Annotated in this window: 23 protein-coding genes; 15 read left to right on the plus strand and 8 right to left on the minus strand. The window is 61.5% G+C overall.

Annotated features, from left to right (window positions below; genetic code table 11):
- Positions 1–43: 43 nt before the first annotated feature.
- Positions 44–937, plus strand: a complete 894-nt coding sequence (locus tag AC54T3_RS05780) for a prephenate dehydrogenase (protein WP_496623120.1) — start codon at positions 44–46, stop codon at positions 935–937.
- A gap of 20 nt (positions 938–957) precedes the next feature.
- Here AC54T3_RS05780 and AC54T3_RS05785 read toward each other — a convergent pair whose 3' ends face one another.
- The gene (locus tag AC54T3_RS05785) at positions 958–1,182 is read right to left on the minus strand and encodes a hypothetical protein (RefSeq protein WP_496623121.1); all 225 of its coding nucleotides are present in this window, start codon (positions 1,180–1,182) and stop codon (positions 958–960) included.
- A gap of 229 nt (positions 1,183–1,411) precedes the next feature.
- On the opposite strand from AC54T3_RS05785, the gene cysC reads away from it, so the two are divergent.
- The 4 genes from cysC (at position 1,412) to AC54T3_RS05805 (ending at position 3,402) form a co-directional block, all read left to right on the plus strand.
- Positions 1,412–2,074: an adenylyl-sulfate kinase gene (gene cysC / locus AC54T3_RS05790; protein ID WP_496623122.1), complete on the plus strand. Its 663-nt coding sequence runs from the start codon at positions 1,412–1,414 to the stop codon at positions 2,072–2,074.
- Between the two features lie 23 nt (positions 2,075–2,097).
- Positions 2,098–2,613 carry a metallophosphoesterase family protein gene (locus AC54T3_RS05795; RefSeq protein ID WP_496623208.1) on the plus strand — a complete coding sequence of 172 codons (516 nt, stop codon included), beginning with the start codon at positions 2,098–2,100 and terminating at the stop codon, positions 2,611–2,613.
- A 161-nt stretch (positions 2,614–2,774) separates the two neighbouring features.
- Positions 2,775–2,936: a hypothetical protein gene (locus AC54T3_RS05800; protein ID WP_496623123.1), complete on the plus strand. Its 162-nt coding sequence runs from the start codon at positions 2,775–2,777 to the stop codon at positions 2,934–2,936.
- 136 nt (positions 2,937–3,072) lie between these two features.
- Positions 3,073–3,402, plus strand: a complete 330-nt coding sequence (locus AC54T3_RS05805; RefSeq protein WP_496623125.1) for a hypothetical protein — start codon at positions 3,073–3,075, stop codon at positions 3,400–3,402.
- Here AC54T3_RS05805 and AC54T3_RS05810 read toward each other — a convergent pair.
- The 6 genes from AC54T3_RS05810 to sat form a co-directional block, all read right to left on the minus strand.
- Positions 3,377–3,904 carry an FKBP-type peptidyl-prolyl cis-trans isomerase gene (locus tag AC54T3_RS05810; RefSeq protein WP_496623127.1) on the minus strand — a complete coding sequence of 176 codons (528 nt, stop codon included), beginning with the start codon at positions 3,902–3,904 and terminating at the stop codon, positions 3,377–3,379. The two genes, AC54T3_RS05805 and AC54T3_RS05810, sit on opposite strands and share 26 nt — an antisense overlap.
- Positions 3,905–3,908: 4 nt before the next feature.
- Entirely contained in the window at positions 3,909–4,259 is a 351-nt protein-coding gene (locus tag AC54T3_RS05815; RefSeq protein WP_496623129.1) for a hypothetical protein, read from the minus strand.
- 72 nt (positions 4,260–4,331) lie between these two features.
- The gene (aprA, locus tag AC54T3_RS05820; protein WP_496623131.1) at positions 4,332–6,194 is read right to left on the minus strand and encodes an adenylyl-sulfate reductase subunit alpha; all 1,863 of its coding nucleotides are present in this window, start codon (positions 6,192–6,194) and stop codon (positions 4,332–4,334) included.
- The gene (gene aprB, locus AC54T3_RS05825) at positions 6,194–6,679 is read right to left on the minus strand and encodes an adenylyl-sulfate reductase subunit beta (RefSeq protein WP_496623133.1); all 486 of its coding nucleotides are present in this window, start codon (positions 6,677–6,679) and stop codon (positions 6,194–6,196) included. The genes aprA and aprB overlap by 1 nt, the downstream gene beginning before the upstream one ends.
- A 39-nt stretch (positions 6,680–6,718) precedes the next feature.
- Positions 6,719–7,570 carry an adenylyl-sulfate reductase gene (locus AC54T3_RS05830; protein WP_496623134.1) on the minus strand — a complete coding sequence of 284 codons (852 nt, stop codon included), beginning with the start codon at positions 7,568–7,570 and terminating at the stop codon, positions 6,719–6,721.
- 202 nt (positions 7,571–7,772) lie between these two features.
- Positions 7,773–8,960 carry a sulfate adenylyltransferase gene (gene sat / locus AC54T3_RS05835; protein WP_496623135.1) on the minus strand — a complete coding sequence of 396 codons (1,188 nt, stop codon included), beginning with the start codon at positions 8,958–8,960 and terminating at the stop codon, positions 7,773–7,775.
- A 236-nt stretch (positions 8,961–9,196) separates the two neighbouring features.
- On the opposite strand from sat, the gene AC54T3_RS05840 reads away from it, so the two are divergent.
- The 10 genes from AC54T3_RS05840 to AC54T3_RS05885 all read left to right on the plus strand — a co-directional run bounded on the left by AC54T3_RS05840 (position 9,197) and on the right by AC54T3_RS05885 (position 17,645).
- Complete coding sequence (locus tag AC54T3_RS05840) at positions 9,197–10,306, plus strand: glycosyltransferase (RefSeq protein WP_496623137.1); 1,110 nt, start codon at positions 9,197–9,199, stop codon at positions 10,304–10,306.
- 93 nt (positions 10,307–10,399) lie between these two features.
- Positions 10,400–11,374, plus strand: a complete 975-nt coding sequence (locus tag AC54T3_RS05845) for a TRAP transporter substrate-binding protein (RefSeq protein ID WP_496623210.1) — start codon at positions 10,400–10,402, stop codon at positions 11,372–11,374.
- 130 nt (positions 11,375–11,504) lie between these two features.
- Positions 11,505–12,065, plus strand: a complete 561-nt coding sequence (locus AC54T3_RS05850; RefSeq protein ID WP_496623138.1) for a TRAP transporter small permease — start codon at positions 11,505–11,507, stop codon at positions 12,063–12,065.
- Complete coding sequence (locus tag AC54T3_RS05855) at positions 12,062–13,462, plus strand: TRAP transporter large permease (protein WP_496623140.1); 1,401 nt, start codon at positions 12,062–12,064, stop codon at positions 13,460–13,462. Before AC54T3_RS05850 ends, AC54T3_RS05855 begins: the two co-directional genes overlap by 4 nt.
- Before the next feature lies 1 nt (position 13,463).
- Positions 13,464–13,973 (plus strand): universal stress protein, encoded by a 510-nt coding sequence (locus AC54T3_RS05860; protein WP_496623141.1) that lies wholly within the window; start codon positions 13,464–13,466, stop codon positions 13,971–13,973.
- A gap of 117 nt (positions 13,974–14,090) precedes the next feature.
- Complete coding sequence (sdhC, locus tag AC54T3_RS05865) at positions 14,091–14,465, plus strand: succinate dehydrogenase, cytochrome b556 subunit (RefSeq protein WP_496623143.1); 375 nt, start codon at positions 14,091–14,093, stop codon at positions 14,463–14,465.
- Positions 14,462–14,803: a succinate dehydrogenase, hydrophobic membrane anchor protein gene (sdhD, locus tag AC54T3_RS05870; RefSeq protein WP_496623145.1), complete on the plus strand. Its 342-nt coding sequence runs from the start codon at positions 14,462–14,464 to the stop codon at positions 14,801–14,803. Before sdhC ends, sdhD begins: the two co-directional genes overlap by 4 nt.
- Positions 14,804–14,808: 5 nt before the next feature.
- Positions 14,809–16,584, plus strand: a complete 1,776-nt coding sequence (sdhA, locus tag AC54T3_RS05875) for a succinate dehydrogenase flavoprotein subunit (RefSeq protein ID WP_496623146.1) — start codon at positions 14,809–14,811, stop codon at positions 16,582–16,584.
- A gap of 81 nt (positions 16,585–16,665) precedes the next feature.
- Positions 16,666–17,385 (plus strand): succinate dehydrogenase iron-sulfur subunit, encoded by a 720-nt coding sequence (locus AC54T3_RS05880; protein ID WP_496623212.1) that lies wholly within the window; start codon positions 16,666–16,668, stop codon positions 17,383–17,385.
- A complete protein-coding gene (locus tag AC54T3_RS05885) occupies positions 17,382–17,645 on the plus strand; it encodes an FAD assembly factor SdhE (RefSeq protein WP_496623148.1) in 264 nt (87 codons plus the stop codon). The genes AC54T3_RS05880 and AC54T3_RS05885 overlap by 4 nt, the downstream gene beginning before the upstream one ends.
- A 14-nt stretch (positions 17,646–17,659) precedes the next feature.
- Here the strand turns inward: AC54T3_RS05885 and AC54T3_RS05890 are convergent, their stop codons facing one another.
- Positions 17,660–20,080, minus strand: coding sequence for a bifunctional diguanylate cyclase/phosphodiesterase (locus AC54T3_RS05890; RefSeq protein ID WP_496623149.1), 2,421 nt, complete (start codon positions 20,078–20,080; stop codon positions 17,660–17,662).
- Between the last annotated feature and the right edge of the window lie 4 nt (positions 20,081–20,084).

The following is a 20,084-nucleotide window of genomic DNA, read 5'->3' on the forward strand; positions in this document are numbered from 1 at the left end:
GGTCCAGCATAGCGGCTGAGACGCTGTCACAGGTGATTGCTTCATGATTGAACGGCTTGCAGTGATCGGCGTCGGCCTCATCGGCGGCTCCTTGGCGCGGGCGTTGAAGTCGGCCGAGGCGGTCGGCGAGGTGATCGGCTGCGGTCGTTCGCGCGAGAATCTGGAACTCGCCCTTGAGCTGGGGGTGATCGATGGCTTCAGCTGTGATCCCGCTGAGGCGGTGCGTGATGCCGACATGGTGTTCATCGCGGTGCCCTTGGGCGCCATCGCCAAGGTCTTCGAGCGGATCCACGGGCAGTTGTCCGAGACCGCCGTGGTCACCGATGGCGGTAGCGTCAAGGGCAGCGTAGTCGCCGATGCCGAGCGGGTGTTCGGCGAGATTCCACCCTGGCTGGTGCCTGGGCATCCGATCGCCGGCACCGAGCACAGTGGCGTTGCATCCTCGTTCCCGGAGCTGTATCGCCATCGTCGGGTGATCCTGACCCCGCTGGCGCAGACCGATGCCGGTGCGCGTGCGCGGGTGCGGGCGATGTGGGAACAGGTCGGCGCCGAGGTCACCGAGATGAGTGTCGCCCATCACGATGAAGTCTTGGCGGCGACCAGTCACCTGCCGCACATGCTGGCCTTCGGGCTGGTCGATGCCTTGTCCCGGATGCGCAGCAATGACGAGATCTTTCGTTATGCCGCCGGCGGTTTCCGTGATTTCACGCGCATTGCCTCGTCGAGCCCGGAGATGTGGCGGGATATCTGTCTCGCCAATGCCGATGCCCTGAGTACGATGCTGGCGCGTTTTGGCGCTGAAATGGGGACCCTCTCCGAGACCATCCGACGCGAGGATGGCGAGGCGTTATTGCGGATCTTCGAGCGGGCGAGGGCGGCGCGTGATCGCTATGTCGATGGGGTTGGGCCCGAGGGTGATGGCACCAGGCGGTGCTGATAAAACGCCCGACTAATGGCTTAGTGACGACACTCATCCATCTGCCGTGCGACGCCTGGAAGCAGCGCGACCAGGAAGACGACGGCGAGCAGGAAGACGGCGCCGAGTACCAGGACCAGCGCGAGCTGGCTGGTGGCGATCGAGAGACCCGTGAAGATGGCGATCATCCCGAGCAGCAAGCCAGCGGCAAGCATCAGGCCCGAGAGGATGACGGCGGAACGCATGGTGCGGCAATTGAACAACATGGCCAGACTCCGATAAATTAGAGAATAATTAAATTCTAATACACCATCCGGATTTTGTCTAGATCGCGGCGTCTTTTTGCGTGCGCGTTTGCGTGCCCGATCAGGGGGCGGTCCAAGCGAGCCCGTCGCTGTAAGCGGGCGCTGCCAGAACATTGCCAGGATCGCGTTGGTCCCTTAACCTTCCCCGTTCCATGTCATCGCTACAGCCTTCTTGCATCGAGATCTCTTCATGGCGAACGATACGAATGTCACTTGGCACGATCACCGGGTCTCGCGTGAGGAGCGCGAGCGTTTGCACGGCCATCGTGGTTGTGTGATCTGGTTTACCGGCCTTAGCGGCTCGGGCAAGAGCACGATTGCCAATGTGGTGGATCATATGCTCGCGGCCCGGGGTGTGAAGAGTGCGGTGCTCGATGGCGACAATGTGCGACACGGGCTCAACGCCGGCCCTGGCATGCTCCGGGAGACCCATGGCGAGGCCTATGCCGAGCGTTTCGGGCTCGGGTTTTCCGCCATCGATCGGGAAGAAAATATTCGCCGCATCGGTGCCGTCGCGCAACTGTTCTGCGACTCCGGCACCATTGCGCTGACCGCCTTCATCAGCCCTTATCGCTTGGATCGCGATCGGGTGCGGGCGATGATGCGCGAGGGTGACTTCATCGAGGTCTTCGTCGACACCCCCCTCGCGATCTGCGAACAGCGTGATCCCAAGGGCCTGTACAAGAAGGCGCGTGCCGGGGAGATCAAGCATTTCACCGGCATCGATGATCCTTACGAGGCACCGGAAACGCCTGAACTCATCCTGCATGCGGGCAAGGGAACGCCGGAGGATCTCGCCGGCGAGGTCATCGACGACCTAATCAGGCGTGGAATCCTATCCGCCACCCGTTAACACCAACGCCCCGGGCTTTCATGATGAAGATCTGTATCGTCTCAGACAGCCATGATCGCGGCCCCATGCTCGCCACTGCGATCGCCGAGGCCAAGATGCGCGGCGCCGAATGCGTGCTGCACTGTGGCGATCTGATCGGCACCAACACCCTGCGCGCTTCGCTCAAGCTCGGGCTGCCGATTCACGTGATCCACGGCAACAACCTGGGCGATCCGGTCTCCATCTCGCGTCTGGCTTGCGAGTCCGAGGATCTGCTCCAGTACTACGGCAACGATGCGAGCCTGGAGCTCGGGGGCCGCAAGATTTTCATGACGCATTATCCTCACATCGGCCAGGCCTTTGCCCGTGCCGGCGATCACGACCTGGTCTGCTGCGGTCATAGCCACGAGCCGCTCGTGAGCCTTGAAGAGACTGTAAAAGGCGGGCAGACCTGGTTGGTCAATCCGGGCACGGTCGCGGGGCTTGGCGCGCCTGCGGCGACCTGGGCGATTGGCGATCTCGAGACGATGTGCTTCGAGATCCAGGAACTCGAGCGCTGATCAGCTCGCTGAGCTGAGCGCTGTGTACCCGCGAGAAGCGAGCCGTTTCTGTCGAGGCTGCATTGCCTTGCGGCGGCTTGACAGACGTGTTCCGCCGGGATAGCTTCTTATTGCTGTCTCGTGCATAAGCCGGACTAGCCTTCTACACAGAGAGGTCATTGATGAGCGATCAAAAGAAGACGCGCCCCAAGGTTCCCGACGGCCACAGCCGATTTTGCGTGACCCGTCAGATGCAGCCGAATGAAAAGGGCTATGTTGGATACGAGGTGATTTGGGAAAAGTTCCAGAAAGAGGTCGCCTATCAGACCCCAAAGAAACCCTGAGACGCCGCCCATGAAACATGGCGGCCGTGTGAACTGAAACGTTCGCTAGGCCGCTCGCTTACGCGATGAACATTGGATGACGGGGTCGAAACTGGCATCGGGATGCCCGATACAGGGGATCACCAAGGTATAAAACGTGAAACTGACGTTGGCGGGTGCGCAATTTGACGAGCAGCAGGCGATCTTCGTCAATGAGATCGTCGAAAGAATCAAGATCAAGCTTCAAGAAGGGGGCGTCGAGCAGGAGAAGCTAGAAGACCTCACCGCTAGCATCGCGTTGAGCATCACCGGTGTCATCGATGATGTTGCGGGGATCGAGGTTGATGGTCGCGAGGTGCATCCCTATTTGACATTCCGCACCGATGCCGACGAACTCATCCATTGCGGTGAAAACGCCAATACCTACGAGCACGTCTATGGTGCGATGCGCAAACTGTTTCCTACTCCCAGATCGGCCGGGTCGTGAGGCCGCCGGTGTCCGCGCCTCTGTCCACCTTGCCGCCTGCGATGAGTTCTTCTTCAGTCGCATCCCGCACACTTAGGATTTCAAGCTCGAACACGACCTGTCTGCCGCACATCGGATGGTTGCCATCGATGGTCAGCGTCTTTTCATCCATGCGGGTGACGAAGAAGCGCTTGGTCTCGCCCTTGTTGTTTTCCATGAGGATCTCGGTCCCGACTTCCCGGTACTCGACGGGAACGTTGTCGATCCGGTCGGTGATGACCAAGGATTCGTCGCGCGGACCGTAGAGATCCGTGCAATCGATCGGAATCCTGATCGTCTCTCCCGCCGATCGGCCATCGAGTTCGGCCATCACCTGTGGCGCTAGCACCGCGTTACGACCCTGAACATAACCCAACGGAAAGTCCACGGTCGTCAGCACGTCCTCGGTCTTCTGATCGATGACCCGATAGGTCAGCTCGACAAATTTGTCGTCCTCAATGCGTTGTGGGTTGGCCTGTTTCATCGCGTTAGAAAATCGAAGCGGCAAAGATCTTCACGTCTCCATTCTCGTAACCGAGGACCATGCGTCCCAGCCACTCGCCTTCGCGTGCTTGGCTGCGCACTCGGTAGAGGGCCGTGACATGCTCGCCACGCCTGATCAGCCCAAGAAAGTCTCTCTCCTCAACCAGGTTGCGGGCCAGCTCACTGTGCGCAAACTGTTTACCCAGCTCCACCTCATTGAGGCCAAGTAACAAGCCATACGAGAATTTCTTGATGAATTTGCCGTAAGCACCCTCATTGGAATACTTGATCAGGTCATCCCACAGGGGATGCGCGATCTCAAGTACCTCTTCGTCAGTCAGATCGTTGATATTCATTCACAGGGATTCTTGTGCAAAACGGCGTGGAGCCCGCGAAGCGAGCACCCACGCCTCCAGATGAGCCTAATCCTACGCGTCTACCAGGTGGTAACAAGGCGCCTTTTCCATGGTGTATTCACCGGTCTCGGGATCACGGCGAGACACCGTCAGCACATGCCAGTTCTCGTCGTCCACCTTCATGTGGTCGCCGCGATAGTAGTAGCCCGGCCAACGGGTCTCTTCGCGGAACAGGGTGTGTTGAAAGACAGCCTCGGCGGTCATGTGGCGGTGCTTCAGTTCCCAGGCCCGCAGCAGCTCGTGGATATTCTCTGCGGCCAGTTTCTCCAGGTCCTCTTCCATGACCTTCATCTTCTTCAAGCCGATGTTCAGCAGCTTGTCGTTGGTCATGTAGCTGACCGTGACACCGCCACAGTACTCGTCCATCAACTTTTGCAGACGGTCAAGACCCTGGCGTGGGTTGATGTAGTTCGGGTTGACCGATCCGGCCGTGATCTCATTGCGATAGACCTTGTAATGCTCCATCGGCTTGTAGATCTCTTCCTTGCGCCGGTTGATTTGCTCGTCGGAGACGACGATGCCTTCGGCCTTGCCGTCGTCGATATATTGGCAGGCGGCCTTGGCGGCAAGACGCCCCTCGGTGAAGGAGCCAGACGAGAAGGCGTGCGGTGTGCCGCCGACGGCGTCGCCGGCCCCGAACAGCCCTTCGACCGTGGTCATGCGGTTGTAGCCCCAGAAGTACTCGGGCGGTGAGACATCCTCCGGGCCCGAGCACCAGGCGCCGCAGCCGGTCGCGTGAGAGCCCATCACATAGGGCTCGGAGGTCGTCAGCTCCGGATTCTCATGCTTGGGATCGACATCGGTGGCCGCCCACAGGACGGCCTGGCCGACGGTCATCCCTAAGAAGTTGTGCCAGCCGATCTCTTCGAGATGCGGGTCTTGGAACGCCTCCATGGTCACCATGTGGATCGGGCCGCGACCGGCATTGACCTCATTGATCAACGCATGGTTGCGCAGGCAGGTCGGAATCGGGCGATGGGTTAGGTGTGACGCCTCGATGTCCAGATAGCGCTTGCCAACCATCTCCTCGAGCGCTGGGAACCACTTGGACTCGTATTCCTCACCATAGCCGTTCTGGGTGTAGGTCTTGAGGTGCAGGAAGTAGGCGCCCACGGGGCCGTAACCGTCCTTGAAGCGCGCCAGCACGATGCGGTTTTCCATCTGTGTCATCTTGGCGCCGGCGCCGATCATCAGGCCGTACGCGGAGCCGGAAGACCAAGGCGCGTACCAAACGCGGCCCGCACCCTCGCCAACCGAGCGTGGCTTGAAGATGTTAGACGCACCACCCGCACCGCAGATCACGGTCTTCGACTTGAAGACATGGTAGTTGCCGGTGCGCACATTGAAACCGACAGCGCCCGCAACGCGGTTCGGGTTGCTTTCATCCATGAGCAGATGGGTGACACAGATGCGGTTGAAGACCTTGTCGGCCGACTTTTTCGCCGCATCCGCGACGATCGGCTTATAGGACTCACCGTGAATCATGATCTGCCAGCGGCCTTCACGCTGATAGGCGCCGGTCTTCGGGTCGCGCATCAGCGGCAGACCCCATTCCTCGAACTGATGCACGGTCGAGTCGACATGACGGGCCATATCGAACAGCAGATCCTCACGGACCATGCCCATCAGGTCGATACGTGCGTAGCGGACGTGATCTTCGGGATTGTTTTCCCCGAAACGGGTTCCCATGTAGCAATTGATCGCGTACAGGCCCTGCGAGACGGCCCCGGAACGCATGATGTTTGCTTTTTCGGCGATGACGATCTTCTTGTTCTGGCCCCAATACCGGGCCTCGAACGCGGCGCCCGTGCCGCCTAGGCCAGCACCGGCGACCAGGATGTCGATGTCGTCTTCGATGATTGTCTTGAAAGCCATTAGTAACTCTCCACCCCGGCGACCATCTTTAACCCATTGGACTTGAGCGTGTGCAAGCCGCCATCATCCATGCGAATGTACTTGGGTTCGTTGAACAACAGATGGCTATCGCGCATCTCTTGGCTGGGTGCTGGCACATCGGCGAGCTTTGGAATGTGCTCCCGCCAGGGCTTGGTGGTGATCGGCGCCAGCAACTCCATGTCCTTGCGGCCGTTGCGGAAGATGATCCGCCAGGCGATGACGCCTTTTTCCTCGTCACGGCGTACCCGAACCGAGTGGCCCAAGGGGGCGAAGTCCGCGTAGCCACGCACGTCGATGGCATTTTGCGGGCAAGCCTTGACGCAGGGCAGGCACTCCCAGCACATATTGGGCTCGATGTTGTAGGCGCGCCGGGTGACGGGATCGATGTGCAGAATGTCCGAAGGACAGATATCAACACATTGGCCACAGCCATCGCAGCGGGTCATATAGACGAATGTCGGCATCTTCTATTCCTCCTCATGATTCGATGGATCGAATCAAGATCAGTAATGGGTAGGCGGCTCACTCTTGATACCAAGCCCCATGTAGGGCGGGTTGTCGCCCATGTACTCCGGGATATCCGGATACCGCTGCCTGACAGCAGGATCGGTCAGTTCGGGGAGATCGGGCAGCCTGTCCCTTGAGCCATCCGCCACGGCCATCTTTTTCTGGAACGCCGCCGCAGGCTTGTAGAACATGTGAGCAAACTTGGACCAGAAGACGGTGCTGAACAGCGTGGTGGCCGCGACGATGAAGACAAACAGGGCGAGACCGGCGAGCAAGCCACCGCCCATCGCCTCAAGGAATGACCACACCAGCGCGGACGTTGCCATGAGCAACAATGAAACGATGAACAGATCGCGGCGCTCCACCTCATACCACTGGTGGCCTTCGGCCCGCACGTCGACGCGGATCTTGAGCCAGAACCAGTAGCCGCCGACGCAGATCATCAGCGCGCCGAGGTGCCACAGCAGGGGTAAGAAGCTGAAGCCCCCACCCTCGGCGACTGGCAGACCGAAGATCAAGAGTGCGGTCGAGACCACGAAGAGGATGAAGCCATACATCATCAGCAGATGCGACTTACGCCGATCCACATTATCGAACTCGCCGGAGGCGAGCACTTCGTGGGTGAGCGTGCTGGCGGCAATGCGCATTCTCTCGGCGCTGCTGGGCTCACGCTTGGCGAGCTTCTTCAGCGCTTGTCCTTTCTCGAAGAAGTATTTGGCGCTCTTCTTATGCTTGACATCGAGCAGGGTGCCGCCGATGACCAGCAAGATCATCAGAACGACGTAGGCCTGCATCACGGCAGGGGAGATGAGAGCCGACAGCTCCGAGAACGGGTTGCTGAAAATCATTATCATTGACCTCCGATATGTGCGAGTGTGTCGCGATATAATCGTATTACGATTTAACGAAATAGCTATCGACGGAGATCAATAAAAGGCCTCGTCACGAGGCTCGCCTAAACAGGCGATCTCTCGTCGGATAACAGCCATCTCGCATCAATGGCCAGTAGCGCGTCGCTAGCTCCTTGGCCGTGATTGCTAACGGCTGCCGTCACGCGATCGATTGATAGTAGTCCATCAGAATCCGCGCGACCTCGGGGCGGGAGAACTCCGGCGGCGGGGCTTCTCCGCGACCGAGCATCTCCCGCACCTTGGTGCCCGAGAGCAGCACGAAGTCGTCCTTGCTGTGATCCGGGGCGTCGCACATCATCACGACGCGATTGAGCTTTTTCGAGTAAGCGGTGTGATCGGCGCGAAAGATCTCGATCGCGAGCGCGTCTTCCGGCACCGCCTCATCGAACACGGTCTGCGCCTCAAACGCCCCGTAGTAATCGCCGACGCCGGCATGATCGCGTCCAATAATGAAATGGGTCGCGCCCATATTCTGGCGGAAATAGGCGTGCAGCACCGCTTCGCGCGGGCCGGCGTAGAGCATGTCGAAGCCATAGCCGGTGATCATGACCGTGTTCGGCGGGAAGTAGTGTTCGGCCATCTTGCGGATCGCGGCATCGCGCACCGGGGCCGGGATGTCGCCGGGCTTGAGTTGGCCGAGCAGCATGTGGATGACGACGCCATCGGCGCTAACGGCCTCCATGGCCATCTTGCACAGCTCCTCGTGCGCGCGGTGCATCGGGTTGCGCGTCTGAAAGGCGACGACCGTGCGCCATCCGCGCTCCTGGATCTCATGGCGGATCTCGACGGCGGTGCGGAAGGTGTCCGGGAAGTCGTTCTGGAAATAGGAGAAATTCAGAACCTCGATCGGCCCCGAGAGGGCCGTTTGGCCCTGGCTGTTGAAGGTCTTCACACCGGGGTGTTCGGTATCCTGGGTGCCATAGACCTGCTGCGTCATCGCGGTCATCTGCGCGTCGGAGACCGTCTCGATGGCCGCGACGTCCATCACCGCCAGCACCGGGTTGCCCTCGACGTTGGGGTCGCGCAGGGCGATCCGTTCGGCGCCCGCGATGGCCTCTGCGGACTCGATGAGGCACAGCACCGGGACCGGGAAGAAGCGTCCTTCGACCGTGCGCATGGTCTCGGCGACACTGAGCGCGTCGGCCACGTTCATGAAGCCTTCGAGCGGGTTGAAATAGCCCGCGCCCATCATCACGGCATTTGCGGCAGCCTGGGAGCTGATCATGACCGAGGGCAGCGATTCGGCCTCATGGGTCAACTGGTGGTGGCGTTTGGGGTCGTAGACAAACCGCGGTTGAAGCTCGTCGGAGCCGATTGGCTTGATCATCAGTTGGCCTCCCATAGCATGAGGAACGTCTTGGACGGTCTGTCTAAGCCTTTGTTAAGTCGATGGAAATCGACGCAAAAACGCGCGCGACGACGGTCAATCTGATAAACTACCAAATCCCATGGGGTTTTGCCCAACGTTTCTTTTTATTCCAGGACTGTCCGTGTTTATGGCTGGCGGCGCGCGGTGCCGCCGCGAGCGCCATTCACCCGATGCCCATCATGCCGGAGGCTGCCTTGTCGAGCCCATGTCGTGCGCCGACCCTTGCGGTCGTGATTCCGACCTATAACGAAGCCGAGAATGTTCCTGTGATTGTCGAGCGTCTGCGGACTGTACTGGCGGGGATCGACTGGGAGCTGATCTTCGTCGATGACGACTCGCCGGACGAGACCGCGCGGCGTATTCGCGCCATCGCCCGCGCGCACCCGCAGGTCCGCGTGCTGCAGCGGATCGGCCGCCGGGGGCTCTCGTCGGCCTGTATCGAGGGCATGCTGGCGACCTCGGCCCCCTATGTCGCGGTGATGGATGCCGATCTGCAGCACGACGAGACGCTGTTGCCGACGATGCTGCGGCAGTTACAGACCGAGCCCTTGGAGATCGTGATCGGCAGCCGCTATGTCGCCGGTGGCGGCGTCGGCGATTGGAACGATCAGCGCGCCTCGATGAGCCGCTTCGCGACCCGCTTGGGACAGCGCCTGATCAAGGCTGACCTGAAGGACCCGATGAGCGGCTTCTTCATGCTGCGCGCCGAGGTGTTGCAAGACGATGCGCGCGAGCTGAGCGGGGTCGGCTATAAGCTCCTGCTCGACCTGTTCGCGACCCATCCCGGGCCGCTGCGTTTCCGCGAGCTGCCCTATCGGTTTCGCCCGCGCCATGCCGGGGAGAGCAAGCTCGACGAGGCTGTGGTCTGGGAATATCTGCTGATGCTGATCCAGAAATGGGTCGGCCCGATGCTGCCGGTGCGTTTCATCGCCTTTTCGTTGATCGGCGCCAGCGGTGTGCTGGTGCACATGCTGGTGCTTTGGACCAGCTTTAAGCTGGCCGATACCAGTTTCCTCGTCGGTCAGAGCGTGGCGACCTTGGTCGCGATGACGACCAATTTCTTCCTCAACAACCTCTTTACCTACCGAGACATGCGCTTGCGTGGCTGGGATCTGCTGCGCGGCTGGCTATCGTTCGTCATCGCCTGCAGCATTGGGGCGCTGGCCAATGTCGGCGTCGCCAGCTGGCTCTTCGAGGCGCATTCGTTCTGGGTGCTGTCCGCGCTGGCCGGTATCCTGGTCGGTGTGGTCTGGAACTACGCGGTGACGGCCGTCTATACCTGGAAACGGCCGAAGGCGGCCTGATACAGTTGTGTTACATTTGGCGTTCTCTTGCAACAATGATTGAACACACTGATGAGAGGTCCAACGATGCGTATCCTGCCAACCGCCTTGGTCATGATGGTCACCCTGTTCGGCTTCGCGTTCAGCTCCGCCGTTACCGCAGCCGACGAACCGGTGATGATCAAGTTCTCGCACGTCGTCGCCGAGAACACCCCAAAGGGCTTGATGGCCGAGCGTTTCAAGGAACTGGTGGCCGAGAAGACCAATGGCGAGGTCGTGGTCGAGGTCTACCCAAACTCGCAACTCTTTGGTGACGACAAGGTCTTGGAAGCCATGCTGCTCGGTGATGTGCAGATGGCGGCGCCAGCGTTGTCGAAGTTCAGCCGCTACACCGATGTGCTTGCGCTCTACGATCTCCCGTTCTTGTTCGAGGATCTGGATGCGGTCGACCGTTTCCAGCAGGGCGAGCAGGGTCAGTCGATGCTGGACAGCGTCTCGAAAAAGGGATTGATTGGCCTCGGTTATCTGCACAACGGCATGAAGCAACTGTCCTCGAGCAAGCCGCTGCGAGTGCCGGAGGACGCCGCTGGGCTCAAGTTCCGCATCATGTCCTCCGAGGTGCTCGAGGCTCAGTTCAAGGCGGTCGACGCGGCGCCGCTGAAGAAGCCCTTTTCCGAGGTCTTCACGCTGCTGCAGACGCGGGCCATCGATGGACAGGAGAACACCTGGTCGAACATCTATTCGAAGAAGTTCTTCGAGGTGCAGCCCTATATCACCGAGTCGAACCACGGGCTACTCGACTACATGGTGGTGACCTCCAAGGAATTCTGGTCTGGTCTCGGCGATGAGCAACGGACCCAGGTTGCGGAGGCGCTCGATGAGGCGCTGGCTTATGGCAACAAGATCGCGCGTGACAAGGCGATCGAAGACAAACAGAAGATCGCAGAGTCTGGACGCACCGAGATCATCGAGCTGAGCCCGGAAGAGCGTACGCAATGGGTCGAGGCGATGCAGCCAGTCTGGAAGCAGTTCGAGGATGAGATCGGTGCCGAGCTGATCGAGGCCGCTTATCAGTCGAATCAAAACTGACCCGCGTCCGCGATTGAAAGCCGTATAGGAGGCTTTCAATCGCGCTGACAGTGGCGTTCGATCGCCCAAGTCGAGCTGGCTTCGGTGCCGCGCAAGCCGCCCTTCCTCGAAAGACCAAGAGAGACCGCCCATGCTGCTTCGGCTCGTCAACAAGACCGAGGAGGCCATCATCTCGCTGCTGCTGGTGGTGATGACGCTGTTGGTATTCTATGAAGTGATCCTGCGTTTCGGCTTCGGCACCGGCATCAGCTGGGGCCAGGAGGGTACCCTGCATCTCTCCGCCTGGTTCGTGCTCTTCGGCGCCTCTTACGGCATCAAGGCTGGCTCGCACATCGGCGTCGACGCCTTCGTGCGCTTGTTCCGGCCGCTCGGGCAGCGCCTCATCACCGCGTTCGCGATCCTCTTGGCCTTGGCCTACTGTGGCCTCTTCCTCTACGGCTCCTGGATCTATCTGGAAAAGATGCACCTGATCGGCATCGAACTCGAGGATATCCCTGTCCCGGCCTGGGTCGCGCACAGTATCCTCATGATTGGCTTCGGGTTGCTATCGATTCGCCTGCTCGAGCTGCTCTATCAGGTCGTGCGTGGCTCGGCCACGAGCTTTCATCAGTCTGGCGAGGTCGAAGAGAGCATGCGCATCGCCGATGAGCTGCAAGCCGAAGCCGGGAAGGAGGAGGGAACGCGCGCATGACTACCGCAACCCTGTTCCTGCTGCTGTTCGGCTGCATGCTGCTCGGCATGCCGATCGCGATCGCACTCGGCTTCTCCAGCATCGTCACCATCCTGCTGTTCTCGAATGATTCACTGGCCTCGATCGCGCTCAAGCTGTTCGAGGCGCTCTCGGCCCATTACACGCTGCTGGCGATCCCGTTCTTCATCCTCTCGTCGCAGTTCCTGTCGACGGGTGGCGTCGCCAAGCGCCTGATCCGCTTTGCCGTCGGCATGGTCGGGCACATCAAGGGCGGGTTGGCGATGGCCTCGGTGCTGGCCTGCATGCTGTTCGCTGCGGTCTCGGGTTCATCGCCTGCGACGGTCGCCGCGATCGGCTCGATCGTCATCGTCGGCATGGTCAAATCCGGTTATCCGAAGACCTTCGCCTCCGGCGTCATCACCAATGCCGGCACCCTCGGCATCCTGATCCCGCCCTCGATCGTGATGCTGGTCTATTCGGCCGCGACCGAGGTCTCGGCCGCGAAGATGTTCATGGCCGGCTTCATCCCGGGCATCATGATGGGACTGATGCTGATGATCGCTATCTACATCGTGGCCCGCATCAAAAAGCTGCCGGCGCAGCCCTGGCCTGGCTTCCGCGAGGTCGGCGCCGCCGCCTTCAGCGCCTCCGGCGGCATCATGCTCATCGTCATCGTGCTCGGCTCCATCTATGGCGGCATCGCCAGCCCAACCGAGGCGGCGGCGGTGTCTGCGGTCTATGCCTTCCTAGTCGCGGTGATTGGCTACCGCGATATGGGCCCGCTGAAGGAGACGCCTTGGCAGCGCTCCGGCGAGGGTTTCGGCTCGGTGCTGGTGCGCAACAGCTGGCAGGTGCCGTTGGCGCTGGTACAGAGCGTTGCCCACCCCGAGGTGCGCAAGACCGTGCTCGATGCGTCCAAGGTCAGCATCATGCTGCTGTTCATCATCGCCAATGCGATGTTGTTTGCCCATGTGCTGACCACCGAGCGCATCCCGCATCAGATCGCCGAGACCATCGTCTCGCACGGCCTCGAGCCCTGGATGTTCCTGATCGTGATGAACCTGCTGCTGCTCGCGGCCGGCAACTTCATGGAACCCTCGGCGATCCTGCTGATCATGGCGCCGATCCTGTTCCCGATTGCGACCCAGCTTGGCATCGATCCGATTCACCTTGGCATCATCATGGTGGTGAACATGGAGATCGGCATGCTCACACCGCCGGTGGGGCTCAACCTGTTCGTCACCGCCGGTATCACCGGCGAATCGATCGGCTGGGTGATCAAGGCGGTGCTGCCCTGGATGCTGCTGTTGCTGTTCTTCCTCATCCTGATCACCTACATCCCGCAGATCTCGCTGTTCCTGCCCGAGTACATTGATAAGCTCCAAGGTTACAACTGACATGGCCGATCCGCTGGCAATCAACACCATCCTCTATGCGACCGATCTAGGAAAGCACATGCGGCCGGTGTTCCGCCGGGCCATCCACCTGGCGCAGATCCACCAGGGGCGCATCATCATGCTGCACGTCATGGAGCCCCTGTCTGGCACGGGTCAGGCGATTGTCGACGCTTACATGTCCTCGAAGAAGCGCGAGGAGATGCAGCATGACGGGATGAAGAAGATCCTCGAGCGCATGCGCGAGCGGATCACCAAATTCTGCGAGGACGAACTCGGCGAGGGGCCGGATTCATCGCCGTTGGTGTCCGATGTTGTCGTTCATTCCGGGCGTGCCAGCGAAGAGATTCCGCATCAGGCCGAGCAGAAGGGCGTCGATGTCATTGTGATGGGCACCTGCTCGCATGGACTGTTCGGGCGCGGCTTGCTCGGCTCGACGGCTGCCCGCGTCATCCAAATCAGCCGAGTGCCCGTGATGGTAGTCCCAAATTGTCATCAATCATTGGCGCGATGAAACTTGTGCCGTCAGGCAAGCGCTTGTGAGCGAGTTGCTCCTTCTGTCCGCAAGCGGTAATCTTGCTGCGCTGCACAAATCAGCGTAGGCCCTAATCCCGAGAACCTCGAGCCCTTCATGGTCAAAACCCGTCCCGTCTTCCTAGACCTCTGGCGCATCCGATTACCGATTCCCGGCGTCGTTTCGATCCTCCACCGCGTTAGCGGAGTGCTGATGGTGCTCGCGATTCCGGTGTTCGCGGCCCTGTTCGCGCAGGCCCTGTCGGGAAGCGCCGGGTTTGCCTCCGCCGCAGCGCTGGCGGGCAGTCCACTCGGTCAACTAGCGCTGCTGGTACTCGGCTGGTCGCTGCTCCATCACCTGCTGGCGGGGCTTCGCTATCTGGCGCTCGATCTCGGCTGGGGATTAGACCGCCCGAGCGCCCGCAAGACCGCCTGGACCACCCTCTACAGCGCGCTGGCACTGACCCTGATCGGGACGGTGGTGCTACGATGAGCCGGCGTGCCTCTGGTCTCAAGGCCTGGCTGGTGCAGCGCATCAGCGCCGTCTATCTGGCTCTGTTCGGGCTCTACCTGGCGCTCTACTTTGCGTTCGCGTCGCCGCAGGACCATGCGCAGCTGGCGGCTTGGGCGGGCTCGCCCTGGGTCGCGGTCGGCCTGCTGGTCTTCATCCCGTTGCTGCTGGCCCATGCCTGGGTCGGTATCCGCGATGTGCTGATCGATTACGTCAAGCCGCTCGGAGTGCGCGTCGGGCTGTTGTCGCTGTTCGCGCTGATGTTTCTCGCCTCTGGCCTCTGGGCGCTGCAGGCCTTGATCCTGGTACAGGTTGGTTGATTGCTATGGCCGCTGCCCGCTCGCTTCCCCATCGCCACTTCGATGCGCTGATCATCGGCGCCGGTGGTGCCGGCCTCAATGCCGCTCTGCGCTTGGCCGCCGCCGATCTGCGCGTCGCCGTGGTCTCAAAGGTGTTCCCGACCCGTTCGCACACGGTCGCCGCGCAAGGTGGCGTCAACGCCGCGCTGGCCAACGCGCTGCCCGATAATTGGCATTGGCACATGTTCGATACCGTCAAGGGCTCGGACTACCTCGGCGATCAGGACGCGATCGAGACCATGTGCCGCGAGGCGATCCCGACCGTCTATGAACTCGAACATGCCGGCGTGCCGTTCTCGCGGCTCGACAACGGACGCATCTACCAGCGTGCCTTCGGCGGCCAGAGCCAGAACTTCGGCGGCGAGCAGGCGGCGCGCACCTGCGCGGCGGCGGACCGTACCGGCCACGCCATCCTGCACACGCTCTATCAGCAAAATCTGCGCGCCAAGACCCACTTCTTCGATGAACACTTCGCCGTCGACCTGATCCGCGATGATGAAGGGGTGACCCTCGGCGCCCTGGTGCTCGACATCGAGAGCGGTGAGCCGCTGATCATCGAATCCAAGACCACGCTGCTGGCCACCGGTGGCCATGGTCAGGTCTACCGCACCTCCACCAACGCCTTCATCAACACCGGCGACGGCATGGCCATGGCGCTGCGCGTCGGGGTGCCGCTGCAGGACATGGAGTTCTACCAGTTCCACCCCACCGGCGTCGCCGGCAAGGGCATGCTGATCACCGAGGCGGCACGCGGCGAGGGCGGCTATCTGATCAACAGCGAGGGTGAGCGCTTCATGGAGCGCTACGCCCCGAATGCGCTGGATCTGGCCAGTCGCGATGTGGTTTCGCGCTCCATCGTCACCGAGATCCGCGAGGGTCGCGGCTGCGGGCCGAACAAGGATTACGTGCTGCTCAAGGTTGATCATCTCGGCACCGATGTGGTCCATCAGCGTCTGCCCGGCATCACCGACATCTGCCGCGTCTTCCTGGGCATCGACCCGGCCAAGGCGCCGATGCCGGTGTTCCCGACCGCGCACTATGCGATGGGCGGCATCCCCACCGATCGCCATGCGCGCGTGGTGGCGCCGGCCCGACATGGTCCAGAAGAGGTGGTGCCTGGGCTCTACGCGGCCGGCGAGTGCGCCTGCGTCTCGGTGCACGGCGCCAATCGGCTCGGCGGCAATTCGCTGCTCGACATCCTGGTGTTCGGCCGTGCCGCCGGCACCGACATCCTGAGCTATGTCACCGAGAACCCCCATCATCGGTCGATGCGCGATGCGCACATCGAGCCGGCGGTCGCGCGCTTGGCGCGCTGGGAGCGCCAAGGCGAGGGTGAGCGAGTCGCCGATGTGAAGGCCGAGCTGCGTCGCTTGATGGAGGACCACTGCGGGGTGTTCCGCGATCAGGCGACCATGGCCGAAGGCGTCGAGAAGCTGAAAGCCTTGCGCGAGCGCGTCGAGGGCGTGCGCCTGCGCGATCACAGCCAGACCTTCAACACCGCCCGCATCGAGGCGCTGGAACTCGATAACCTGGTCGACGTTGGCATGGCGACATTGATGTCGGCCTTGCATCGCGATGAGAGCCGCGGCGCGCATTCGCGTGTCGATTATCCGGAGCGCGACGACGAGCGTTGGATGAAGCACAGTCTTTATCAGCGCGACGGCGACCGCATGGACTACAAGCCGGTACGGACCAAACCGCTGACGGTCGACTCGTTCCCGCCCAAGCCGCGGGTGTACTGAAGCAAGATCGAGCGGCTTCCCGGCCCCTTCAGCGCTTGCCTAGACTCCGCATCAACCTGAACATCGACGCCCATGACCGCGATACGCCTTTCCGTCTACCGCTACCAGCCCGATAGTGACGCCGAGTCGAGCCCCGCCGCGTCCGACGCCAAGCCCTATATGCAGACCTTCGAGGTCGAGGCACAGCCGGGCATGATGCTGCGCGAGGCGCTGCTGGCGATCAAGGAGCAAGACGAGACCTTCGCCTTTCGCCATTCCTGTGGCGAGGGCGTCTGCGGCTCCGATGGGGTCAACGCCAACGGCACCAACTGCCTGGCCTGTATCACGCCGATCGCCGAGCTGAAACAGCCGATCCAGGTGCGCCCGCTGCCGGGGCGGCCAGTGATCCGCGATCTGGTCGTCGACATGACCCAGTTCTACGAGCAGTATCGCGCGGTCGAGCCCTATCTGATCCGCAAAGATCCGTTGCCCGAGCAAGAGATCCGCCAATCGCCCGAGGACCGCGACAAGCTCGACGGTCTCTATGAGTGCATCCTCTGCGGTTGCTGCTCGACCGCCTGCCCGTCGTTCTGGTGGAACCCGGACAAGTTCCACGGCCCAGCGGCGCTGTTGCAATCTTGGCGTTTCCTTGCCGACAGCCGCGACCAGGCGACCGAGGAGCGTTTGGATGCGCTGGAAGGCCCGTACAAACTGTTCCGCTGCCACAGCATTATGAACTGCGTCGAGGTCTGTCCGAAGGGCCTGAATCCGACCAAGGCCATCGGCAAGATCAAAGAGCTGATGCTTGAGCAATCGGTGTGAGTGATCGCGATGCGCGCGAGATCAAGCGCCTACAGTGGCAATGCCGGCGCGGAATGCTTGAGCTGGATCTCCTGCTCAACCACTTCCTGCATCATGGTTACGCCGAACTCGATGGCGATGCTCGCCGCGCCTTCGAGCGTCTACTCGGTATGCAAGATCAGATCCTGCAGGACTGGCTCATCGGCCAAGCCGTTCCCGCCGACGCCGAACTGAGTGCGCTGATCGCCCGCATTCGAGCCGCGATCCGCACTGCTCCTTAACCGCTCATCGCCCGCTAGCTAGGCTCATCATGGATGAACGGTGCCGGCGGATGCGGCAGCGGACGCCCGATGAAGTAGCCTTGGGCAAAATCGACACCAATGTCATTCAGGATCTCGAGGATAACCTCTGAGTCGACGAATTCGGCCACCACCTTTTTGCCCATGTTGTGCGCCATCTCGACGACGGCCTTGACGAAGATCCGATCTTCCACGCTCTGATCGAGATTGCGGATCATGCTGCCATCGATCTTGACGTCGTCCACGGGCAGTTCTTTGAGATAGGCGTAAGACGCAAAACCGCTGCCGAAATCATCAAGCGCGAAGTGGCAGCCAAGCGCGCGAATACTCTTCATGCGGGTAATGGCACCACCGATGTTCTCGATCGCCACCGTCTCAGTGATCTCGAGCGTCAAACGCGGCGGATCGACCCGCGCCGATTGCAACAGGCGAGCGAGGTCGGCATCGAGGCTGGTATCCGCCAACGCTTTCGCCGACAGGTTCACGGAGAGCGACAGGTGCGGGTTCGCGGCGAGCAGGCGAATAGCCTCGGCGATGACCCAGCGGTCGATGGCATTGATCAACGCGCTGCGTTCGGCGATGGGGATGAACTCATCCGGCAACGCCAGACGCCCATCGACGAGCTGCATGCGCAACAGGCCCTCGGCACGCCAGATGCGTCGCGTCGACAGCTCCATCAACGGCTGATAGTAAAGCTGGAGCCGGCTGGCGTTCAGTGCCTCGGTGATCTCGCGCCCCCACAGCACCCGTGCATTGGCCCGCGCCCGGGTCTTGTCTTGCTCGGAATAGAAGTGATAACAGCGATGCTGATGCGCCTTGGCTTGGTACATGGCCAGGTCCGCATTGGCCATGAGCGCCTCAGTGTCGGTGCCCTGCTCGGGGAAGAGGGCAATGCCGATGCTGGCCGAGACTTGATGGCGGTGCGTTCCCGCCCGTACGGTGGTGGTGCTGATCTGCTCCTGGAGCTGGTTGGAGACCCGCATGATGGCCGTCGGCTCTGTCTCGGTGAGCAGCACGGCGAACTCGTCGCCGCCGAGGCGCCCGACCTGGTCGCGCTCCCCGAGCGCGCACGCAAGCCGCGTGCCGATCCGCTTGAGCAAGCGATCGCCGATCTGATGCCCGCTGGTGTCGTTGACATCCTTGAAGTTGTCGAGGTCGATGAACAACAGCGCCCCACCGGTCCCTTGGCGTTGTGCCTGCTCGATCGCCTGGGTAAGCACATGATCGAAGCCGCGGCGATTGAGCAGCATGCTCAGGGAATCGTGATCGGCGAGCCAGCGCAGTCTGTCCTGTGCCGTCTGGCGCTCAGCCTGCATCTGCGCCATGCGCTGGTTGAGGGTGTTGGCGACCTCAATGGTTTCATCGATTTCATCGCGCAATCCAACCAGGTGGCGTGATCTGGGCAGGCGCTCGGCCAGCGCGTTGAAGCGGTTCTCCGCCAGCAGCGGCAGGAGTTGCGAGAGCTTGCGGATACGCATGACCGGGCCCTGCATGATGAACAGCAGCAGGATCTCGGCCACGAACAGGGCAAGCAGGCCGATGAGCAGGCTGTTCTGGGACAAGGTGGCGATGGTACGTCGATCATCGGTGGTGCGGTTGACGATGAAGCCGATCAACCTGTCGCTGTTCGGGTCGATGCGAAACGCCTGGTACCACTCCTGACCGAACGCGACCGACAGGGGCTCGCTGGAGCTGCTGGCGAGCAAGGACGCGGCGGGCACGGAGGCGAGCAACGGCAGCATCCGCTCAGCCTGAGTCGCGCCGAGAAACTGCAGGTGCGCATCCTCGGCGACGGTGGCGAGCACGAGATCAGCCTGGGTGATGTCCCTGAAGGCCAGCAGCAGGCTCGCCATGGTGCGGCCCAGCACCAGGCTGCCGGCCGTTTGGCCGCGCCACAACACCGGAGACGCCAAGTATTGCAGGCAGGCCTCTTGCTGGCAGAGCAACCGTTCCATCACCCGTTCCGGCTGCTCCTGGACTTCCTGCACGAACCCTGTCGGCAGCGCTTGCTCCTCCGGCGGCCAGAGTGCGACGGGCTCGCCGTGGGGGGGAATCCAGTGCACCGAGCGAATATCCCATTCCAGATCGAGCGTCGCGCCGTCGGTCTCCAACACATGCCGCAGGTGATCCTCGACATGCTGATCGCTGCTGTCGTGAGTCAGACGTGGCACGAGACTGGCCAGCCGCGACATCTGCTGATAGCGATCCGCGAGCAGGCTCGAGAAGTGCGCAACCTGACGCTGGCGGTGCTGGCCTTGATGGCGCTCGAACTGACCGATCAGGATCTCATGCGCGTAGAAGGTCAGGGAGATGATCACTGCGGCCAGGGGCAGGCTGATACCGATCAGCACCTTCCAGCGCAGACCGAGGAAAGGTCGCGGAGTCGGTGGTCGTGGGGAAGCGAGCCGATCAGCCACGCTG

This window comes from Halochromatium sp. NSM3 (genome assembly GCF_059621085.1).